The organism is Thermodesulfovibrio sp. 1176 (assembly GCF_029946585.1).
GTDB lineage: Bacteria > Nitrospirota > Thermodesulfovibrionia > Thermodesulfovibrionales > Thermodesulfovibrionaceae > Thermodesulfovibrio.
On sequence record NZ_JARZRZ010000011.1, the window covers coordinates 1 to 9,041 of the forward strand.

Sequence of the window (9,041 nt, forward strand, 5' to 3'; positions counted from 1 at the left end):
CAGAATCAGCTATACAGGCAAGTTGAGCAACAGGATTTGCAAAAAGCAGTGCTTCAGGATTAAGAATAAATCCTATCAAATCATTATTCCACGTAGGGTCTATCTCTGTCATATAAGCAAGGTCAAAGCCTTCCACAGGAACACAGGGATTATCAATAAAAAGATCAAGCACATGCCAGACAGGAAAAACATACCAGTGAGCATTTTGTTTGGCATAAAGAGTATCCTGTTCATTTGTACCATACTTTGTTCCCTGATCAGGATTAGATATTTGCAATCCTCCCATAGTTGGAAAACAATAAGGCACTTTTGTAGTTTCAACTATTCTTGTAGGATTCCAGTATGATACTGTAACTCCAAGCACAATATTATTTCCCCTTCTGCACATACATATAACGCTACCTATTTTATCAGGATCAGGTAAATTACTTGGACCTTTTACCTCTATCCCTGCAATTTCTACAGGAAACATGGCATCCCATCTTATATCAGTTACAGGATTAATAAACGACGCTTTACAGTTATCCATGCAGTAGCCAGATGAATAAACAAGAAATAAAGAAACAAACAAAGCTAATACAAAAATATGTCTATTTCTTTTTTTCTGCATATATTCCTACCTCACTTATTACAATTTGTTTATTTTGAGCAGACATGATAGATGGTGTTTTAGAAATTCTGAATTTCTCTATCATCTGAGGCGTTGCAATAAATACTGTTCTACCAAGTTGTTTCTCTGCTCTTACAACGTCTCCTTTTGTAAGAATAAACACCACATTCCAGTTATTAAGCCATTCCTGCTTTTTAAGCCATGCGATCTCTGTTATAGAAGTTCCGTCAAAAAAAACGAGATAGTATGGGAAACTGATATAATCAAGAGGGTTAAAACTATAGCCTTTTGGATAAATGATTTTTCCATTTTCATCCATTATGTCAAACTGAAGTGTATAGGTTGGGTCTATATAAAATGCTCTGTCTTCTTTTGCTCTGCCAAGACTAAAAGATACTTTTGTAATTTTATTTACATCTGCTGTGTAATCTTTGATTATTTTATTCCAATTTGTGCTTTTTACTTTTGCCATAAGTTCTTCATAAGCATCAGGCTCTGCTATAGGATAGGTTGCACCGTTAGTGCCAACTAATTGGGCAAATAAAAACTGTTCACAACTTATCAGTGTAAAAAAAATAAAAATTGTTATTACTTTTGCTTTACTCATTTTTTTATTGAAAATCCCGATCTACTTAATTTTCTTTTAAAAACCTAATTACTTCATCTGTTAAATCTATTTGTGGATGATAAACAATAACCTCCCGTATTAACATCAAAAGATAACACTTTTTTATCCTGAAGGCATAATAAGAAACTTTTCTCTTTATTAAACCAATTCTTTGAGAAAATAATTCTTCTTGTTTTTCTAAAAACAAACGATCCTCAGCTTTATTTTCTATTTGTGTATCAAAACTGCTAAAACTACCCTTATTTTTAATAGCATAAACATCACGAAGGACTTTTTCTTCATCAATAACTCCTATTAAACATGAATTAGCTTCTGATGCAGAATTTAGTACAAAAAGAAGACATATACTGTTTAATAAAAAGATAAAAATTGATGAAAAAATTTTTATTTTCCACATATTTCACTTACCTTCTATGGAGAACACTACAGTTTTTTATTATTAATTCAATTTCTTTTTGCTTGTTTTTTTTAATGTAATCTACTACTTCTGTTGTTATATCAATATTTTTTCTGTAACTCCAAGTTTGTGATTTTGGAATTAACAAGAGACATTTTTTTATATTTAAAGCGTAATCCCCTGCTTCTTTTATTAGAAATCTCTCTAATTTCGATGAAAGGCTAAAAACTTCTTCAAGGAATTCGTATGAATACCTCGTTTGATCTTCTTTTAAGGCTTCTTTATCACATAATTTTTTCATATTAGCAGAATCAATACCAAAACTTTCTGCTACAACTTTCAAAAGTTGTACTTCATCAACAACAGCCACCTTACATTCACTGTTAATTTCCGCAAATACCAACGATGAAAATATTATTGATAACAACAAGAAAAAAGAAATTATTAAATTAACAAAAAGCATTTTTTACCTCCTTATATAGCTTTTTATAAGAATCACACCATAAATATTTTTTAGTCTTCTTATCCCTAAAAAGCTTGCATCCTCCTCCGCATATTCCACATTCATAACAGTCCAAAGATATTTGATTGTCTTCTGCTTTGGCTTTTATATATTTTTCTTTATTAATACCTATCTTGTAATTACCCATATAATATTTCCCCCCTAATTGAACATCACATCCACAATTGTAGATATTCCCCTTTGGGTCTATGCACCAAATATGTCCTACACAATTACCTGCGTATGGACACCTTGTATGAGTTAAAGAACTCTCTCCTGTAACAAAACTTTCCATGTCCTTACATTGCTCAATAACCATTCCTTTATTTTTGTATTTCTGCCAGCACCTATAAGCAATTTTTAATGATTCACCATACTCTTGGGGAGTCAAGGAAAAGCTCTTATAATCTGCTTTTATTTTTCCTGCATTATATAAAGGGTTTAACTTTAAATTCAGACCTAATTCCTCTGCAATATCTATTATATCTGGAATATATTTTACATTTTGCTTACTTAAAACTGTAATTGTATAAACTCTTTGCCTAAAATCATCTTGATACTGCTTTATCTTTTGAGTCCACAAAATAAAATACTTTTTAGAATCTGTACATCCTGCTAATCGTCTAAAATTAGAAAAAAAGTCATAAGATGTCCCTATACTTGCTTTATTCTGTTTTAAAAAAAGCTTCCACTCCTTATTGTATAAAAGCATATTAGACTGAAAAGATACTCTTATATTTTCTACCCCATTTTGTTTTAGCTTGTCTAAAAACTTCCCATAATAACCAACCCCCATAAGTAAAGGTTCCCCACCATGAAAAATAAGGTTTACTTTGTTTAAATCAGAAAAAAAATTTAAACACTGATCCAAAATATAATCTACTTGTTCAGGTGTCATTTTAAAAGAATTTTCCCTTGACGAAAGAGGAATATAACAATGATCACATTTAAGATTACAAAGTTCAGTAGGCTTTATGTATATATTAAACAAATGACCCCTCCTTAAATACTTTTTCCCCTTCTATATATAGGGTACATCAATGTATCAAAATTATACTAAAATTTCTATTCTTACCACTAAGAAGTCCCCTCCCTGTATAAGAAGTATTAACTTCTTAATAACAACAGTAATCTCCGTAACAATTAGCATAACAACAAGTCCAGTCTGCTTGGACATCAAATACTCCTATTATTCCTAAAACAACAAACAAACAAGATACAGAAATTCCCAAAAGTTTTGCATAATTAAAAAGAGCTTGATAATTAATCTCCTGACAATTTAACTTACTTGAAAAATCTTTTAAAAAATTTCTATCTTCCATTTTCCCTCCTACGAATAATTTTTGTTATAAACTTTATATGTACGTGTTTTACTTAGATAAGATGCTGGCAGAGAAGGACAGCTCCATTTCACCTGGACTTTTAAGTCCTTTCGGGAGTTTGTTGCCTCTCTGCCTAAACCATGATAAGTTGGTTGGGCTTTGTAGCCCTCGTCATCATGGAGGATTGGTAGGCAGATGCCCTTCTCTGCTTTATTACTTAAATTGGAGGTGCCCATATGAGCAATTTTAAAGTTTTTGTCGGTATTGATATCTCCAAAGAAAGTTTCTCTGCCTGTGCTATCCACTCCCCAGAGGAAATCATCTTTGAAGAAAAATTCCCTATGGATTCCCACGGATTTAAGGCTTTTATCCGCAAACTTAGTGCTTTCCCTAAGGAGTCTATTCTTATCGGTAAAGAATCCTCTGGCTGCTACTATGTTAATCTTTTTGTCTACCTTAGTCAAAAAAACTTCAACTGTGTCGTTCTTAATCCTCTTATCGTTAAAGGTGTTCAGAGTATGGAAATCAGAAAAACCAAGACTGACCGCTCCGATGCCCGTAGAATTGCCTTTGCTCTTTATACTGCCCAACACAGTCTTCCTCAGAAGTCCTTCCTGTCTCATGAGTTTCGTGAGCTTGCTCGTGAAAGAGAAAGACTCTCTCAGCAGATTGCAAGGCTTAAAAATGATATCTAAAAAGCTCTGGTTGTCCTCTTTCCTGAGCTTGAAAGAAGAGTAAATATCTATACAGAAGGAATTCTCAGGCTTCTTGAAAAATATCCTTCTGCCTGGGCACTGAAGACTGCTAAAACCTCTGATATAGAACAAATTCTTTATTCTAAGAGGGGTAGAGCACTGAGTGTTACTGCTCAACAGATTAAACAATGGGCTCAAGACTCTATTGCTCAGTTCTTCCCTGTAAGAGAGATACTTCTTCAGAGTAAGATTAAAAAGCTTTTCTTCCTTGAAGAGCAGCTTGAGGTAATTACTGAGCAACTTAAACGTTCCTGTGAGGAAGCAGCCCTCTGTCAGGATATTGAAATTCTTAAATCTATCAAAGGAATAGGTGACACTACTGCAATGCATTTTATTGCTGAAATTGAAAATATCAATAGATTTAGCTCTCCGAAGAAACTGATTGCCTACTGTGGAGTTGACCCCACGGTTTATGAATCTGGAAAGTTCAAAGGTAGTAGCAGACTTTCTAAAAGAGGCAATAGACATCTCAGAAGAGTGCTCTGGCTTATGGCTGTCTCTGTAGTGATGTATAACAGTTACTTCAGGGAGTACTTTAACCGTAGAAGGCAACAGGGACTTCCTTACAAGAAGGCAATCCTTGCTATTGCTCATAAGCTTTTGAGAGTAATCTATGCCATGCTTAAGAAGAAAACTACCTTTAAAGTTTCTCATTTGCCTTCACCATGTATGTAAGGAGGTGTATTTTTCATAGTTGACTCCTTATATAAATATTATCTCCCCCAATTCTGCTGTATCTGCTGTTGCAGTTGTGGTGCAAGATTTTGTCTTATATTTTTCTGTATGTCTTCAATGTATTCGCTGAGGTCAATCCTGTTAAAATCAAGTGCCTGAAATTCTTCAGGTAAAAATCCTCTACAGTTTGGAGTTTTAGGACTACCCCAACTATTTACACCAAAACCTACCAGTTGAGGTCTGCCCTGTTCGTGTATAATTCTTGCAAGTTTACTGTTAAAACAACAAAAACTCTTTGCTTTTTGCACACAACCAACTAATGGCCACTTTTTGATGCAGTATTCTCCTACTTCATGACAGTATTTAGAATCATTGAAGGTGGAAGTTATTATATCCTGCTGATCACAACGCTGCATAAACAGATACATTCCAAGCTGAACCACAGCTGCTGCAAAACCAATAGGGTTTCCCCATCCTATATACCATAAATATGCCTGTGCTACCAGATTTACTGAAGCACTTAGCACAGGATCAGATATTGCTAAAGAAGTTGCAAGGGATACTACAGAAGAAGTAATCCCTGAGTTTTTAATAAAATCCCCCATTGCAAGCCCTGTAGCAGCATCAGCATTGCCACCCGACTGAAAAATTACACTTGCTCCATTTGGACCTTGTTCTATTTTGCCAGGTACGCCTGCTTTTAAAAGACTATCCGCTAAAGAAGATCCTTCTTTATAAGAAAGATTCATTATTTTACCAGAACCTGTATAAAACACTTTAGCAGTTCCTTCAGATGTGTTAAAAATCACCTGTCCACCCTTAGAAGCGATATTTGATGCCATATTCCCAATAGATAAAGCACGATATATTCCGTATATTGTTTTTCCTATATCCATTAAGTAACCTACACCTTTACCTGTTGAACCAGTAGAATCATAAATTTTTCCCTGTGACTCATTACAGCAGTTATGAAATCCCGTCTGCACTCCTGATTTTTTGCACCTCATACCTTTTCCATTGAAAATATATATGGTTTCAAGACAATTACCCTGAGCATCTCTCTGTCCATCATCTTCGTATCCAAAAGGAATTACATCTCCTTCATCCTGTAGTTGACTTGAAGTTATGCACTGATGAGGAGAGCACATCCATGTACCATTTAAGTTCTGGCATTGATAATTTCCAAGAGGACAACCATAGCCTGTAAAGCAACCTTCAGGTTGTAACGTTCCTGTCTGACATGTTGCAGTTGCCTCACATTTGCCTGTAGAAGGATTAAATGTTCCACCGGGAGGACAACCTGAATAACAGGAAGTAGTGCATTGTTCTTGGGTATCATACTGAGTTCCAGTCAAAGAACACTGCCACTTAGTAACTGTTTGGTTATAAGTTACACAAGCTTGTCCTTTCTGACATGTAGGTGGATTACCTGTGCAGGGGTAGTTGCCAAGGGGACAAGTATAACCTACAAAACCTCGGCAGGTTATTGAGGCTATACCACAGTGATAACACCATCCCTCATCTGGGCACAAAGTATTACAATACCACCTTCCATTATGTCTTATATCACACCGATGTGAACATTCACTAGGATAACAACTAGCACTTACTGCTACCGATCCTGGCCATAAGTAGTCACACACTACCTGTGGACCATGTCTAAAATCATCATAAGTAGATATAGGATTGCCACAAGGACCACGAGGAGGACTCCATGTTATGTCCCCATAACTTGCACTACACTGTGCCGTCTGTAAGCATGCGCTATTGCACTGATTCAAATCACTATATATCTGCCCATTCACGGGACACTGATACTGAGTTATCTGAACCTGTTGAGAAGAGCACACTCCCACTGTCGGGGTATATTCACATTTCTGAGTGTTTGCATTATAAGTATACTGTGCAGGACAACTTGGCTGCTGATACTGAGGGTTACACTGTGTCTGCCCTGTAGGGCATATATATCCCTGCGGTGTTTGCTGACACTGATGGATTTCGTTCTGCTGTATCTCCCCATCACCATTTGCGTCCACTGCACAGGAGTTCTCGGGAAATGTAGGCTCTGTGCCCCCCACTGGAGTTGCTGTCACGCTCTCACACTGCTTTGTCTGGGAGTTCCATATATAAAGCCCGGGGCAAAGAGGCATTGTAACACATTTTTTATACTCCGTTGAAAATATGTAAGGTGAAGGGCATTTCCCTGATGTATCAAGGGGATCAAGCTCACAGTATCCTGAACCAGAGGAAAACACACCCACCTGCCCGTTGTCTGCAGGACTGCAGTATGGAGTGGCTGTATCTGCGTAAGCTACAGATAAAAGGTTAAATTGTCCAACAGGTTTGGAAAAACCAAATAGACTTGATAAGTATTGAAGATCCACAGATACTTCAGTAAATGCAAAAATGAAAACAATAATCAGTGATATTGCCTTCTTAATCCACATAACTAATACCCCGGCAGTGTCTTTATATTGCCTGATGTGCAGATCATATCCTGTCCCGCAATTCTCATTGTCTGCATAAGGGTTGATGCTGCACCGAAGTCATTCATGCACTGACATGGAATATCTATGGTTTCACCTTCTTGGGCAGGACAAATGTCATTGTAGCAAGGGCGATAATAATAAATATCTCCCGTATAAGAGCCAGTTCTATTACTACTTACCGGGTCCCCAAGCCCTACCTGAGTTGGAAGACTTGCTACTTTTACTCTACAGGCCTTTTCGCAACTGTCTGTTTCTTTTTTGCCTCCTACCCAAAAAGTTTGATTAGAATAATTCTTCCATATCCCATTTTCGTACCTAACATCATTAAAAGTTATTACGCCTGTAGAATCAGAATAGTTAGAACTGGACACTACGCTACCCAATCTTGTTTTTGAAGAAGATAAATCAATAGGCTGATCAGTACACAAATAAGTTCTGTTTCTGCTTATCCAGTCATAACACCTAATCTGACCGCACTCGGGACAGTTTCCGCCTGCACATAAAGTAACGCATTGTTTAAGAGGATAAAGCCCTGTTCTAACTCCACCTCTTACGGTTTGAACGCCATCTACAAATTCATCATACAAAGTGCATGATGAATTATTTTCCATATCCAAACAGGAGTTTTCAATATTTTCTATTACCTGACATCCTAAATACTGACAGGTTGCTTTTACATAAATCCATATATCAGCAGCATCATCTCCAGAACCAAAACAATTTACCAGATTTGCCATTCCAGAATGGGTTAAATTAGTTACTTCAACTGCTGTTAAACCCGTTCCTGCAAGAAAACTACTGTTGATAAAATAAAGAATATTACCATGTCCTATTAAACGAGAATAACAAATATTCCAGGAAGAGTCATGACCTGAAAGCATATAACAACTGTTACGATAGTAATAACATTGCTTCGAATCTCCATTTAAATCATAGCCACCAATAAAAGTAAAAGTATCATAACCAAATTCTCCGCAAGGTTTATATCTATAGGTTATGTCCGAATATATATTTCTTTTTACAACACAAGACCTTAATTGAGAATAGTTATTTTGATTTGCCCGAACCATTAAATTATAAAAACTATTTGAGTCCTGAGATTGAGATAATACAAGGCTTTCTACGGTCGAATTAATTGCATATGGAGTTTTCCAAAAAGACTCAGGATATAAAATGCCGCTTCCTCCTTCTGCTATCCTACAATCTTTAGTTTTCTGACTATAAAAATATATTGCAGCACCATCAATTCTTGCGTCAGATATAGCATATCTCGAATCCACTTTCTGAAAAGCTCCAGCTACTGCTCCACCAAAAATTTTTAAAACATAACCAATATTGTTCCATAACAAATTACTTCCGCAAGATTGATTAATACAAAAACATCCAGCTAATTCAGTTCTATAAGATTGTTGTAAAAATAATTCGCTATTTTCAAACTTAAATTCGTAATTTTGACAATCTCTCCATGTCCCTGGCTGGCAACTTATAAAGCCATTTGTGCATATTCCTGAAACGTTGTTTACAGTTAGAGACCTGTCCATTTTCCCATCCATATCGCTATCCCAGTATATGTCTGCATCAAAATCACCTGTGCCTTTTGGTTTTACAAGCACTGTAAGAAATTCTTTACTGCTTGGGCATACTAACTGCACATCACCACTTT

General features: G+C 36.0%; 10 protein-coding genes. 2 read left to right on the plus strand and 8 right to left on the minus strand.

Features of this window, described 5'->3' with window-relative positions; translation table 11 throughout:
• The 6 genes from QI155_RS10840 to QI155_RS10865 all read right to left on the minus strand — a co-directional run.
• Nucleotides 1–610 (minus strand): TraU family protein (locus QI155_RS10840; protein WP_281321654.1); only part of this gene is annotated, 610 nt, incomplete at its 3' end.
• Nucleotides 591–1,217, minus strand: coding sequence for a hypothetical protein (locus QI155_RS10845; protein WP_281321655.1), 627 nt, complete (start codon nt 1,215–1,217; stop codon nt 591–593). The genes QI155_RS10840 and QI155_RS10845, both read right to left, overlap by 20 nt.
• A 25-nt stretch (nt 1,218–1,242) precedes the next feature.
• Nucleotides 1,243–1,635: a hypothetical protein gene (locus QI155_RS10850; RefSeq protein WP_281321656.1), complete on the minus strand. Its 393-nt coding sequence runs from the start codon at nt 1,633–1,635 to the stop codon at nt 1,243–1,245.
• 7 nt (nt 1,636–1,642) lie between these two features.
• The gene (locus tag QI155_RS10855; protein WP_281321657.1) at nt 1,643–2,098 is read right to left on the minus strand and encodes a hypothetical protein; all 456 of its coding nucleotides are present in this window, start codon (nt 2,096–2,098) and stop codon (nt 1,643–1,645) included.
• On the minus strand, nt 2,085–3,128 hold the full coding sequence (locus QI155_RS10860; RefSeq protein ID WP_281321658.1) for a radical SAM protein: 1,044 nt from the start codon (nt 3,126–3,128) through the stop codon (nt 2,085–2,087). Before QI155_RS10860 ends, QI155_RS10855 begins: the two co-directional genes overlap by 14 nt.
• Before the next feature lie 124 nt (nt 3,129–3,252).
• Nucleotides 3,253–3,459: a hypothetical protein gene (locus QI155_RS10865; protein ID WP_281321659.1), complete on the minus strand. Its 207-nt coding sequence runs from the start codon at nt 3,457–3,459 to the stop codon at nt 3,253–3,255.
• A gap of 236 nt (nt 3,460–3,695) precedes the next feature.
• On the opposite strand from QI155_RS10865, the gene QI155_RS10870 reads away from it, so the two are divergent.
• A complete protein-coding gene (locus QI155_RS10870; protein ID WP_281321660.1) occupies nt 3,696–4,154 on the plus strand; it encodes an IS110 family transposase in 459 nt (152 codons plus the stop codon).
• Nucleotides 4,155–4,313: 159 nt separating this feature from the next.
• Nucleotides 4,314–4,889, plus strand: a complete 576-nt coding sequence (locus QI155_RS10875; protein ID WP_281321663.1) for an IS110 family transposase — start codon at nt 4,314–4,316, stop codon at nt 4,887–4,889.
• Between the two features lie 38 nt (nt 4,890–4,927).
• Here QI155_RS10875 and traN read toward each other — a convergent pair whose 3' ends face one another.
• Nucleotides 4,928–7,336 carry a conjugal transfer protein TraN gene (gene traN / locus QI155_RS10880; RefSeq protein WP_281321661.1) on the minus strand — a complete coding sequence of 803 codons (2,409 nt, stop codon included), beginning with the start codon at nt 7,334–7,336 and terminating at the stop codon, nt 4,928–4,930.
• 2 nt (nt 7,337–7,338) lie between these two features.
• Nucleotides 7,339–9,041 (minus strand): hypothetical protein (locus tag QI155_RS10885; RefSeq protein WP_281321662.1); only part of this gene is annotated, 1,703 nt, incomplete at its 5' end.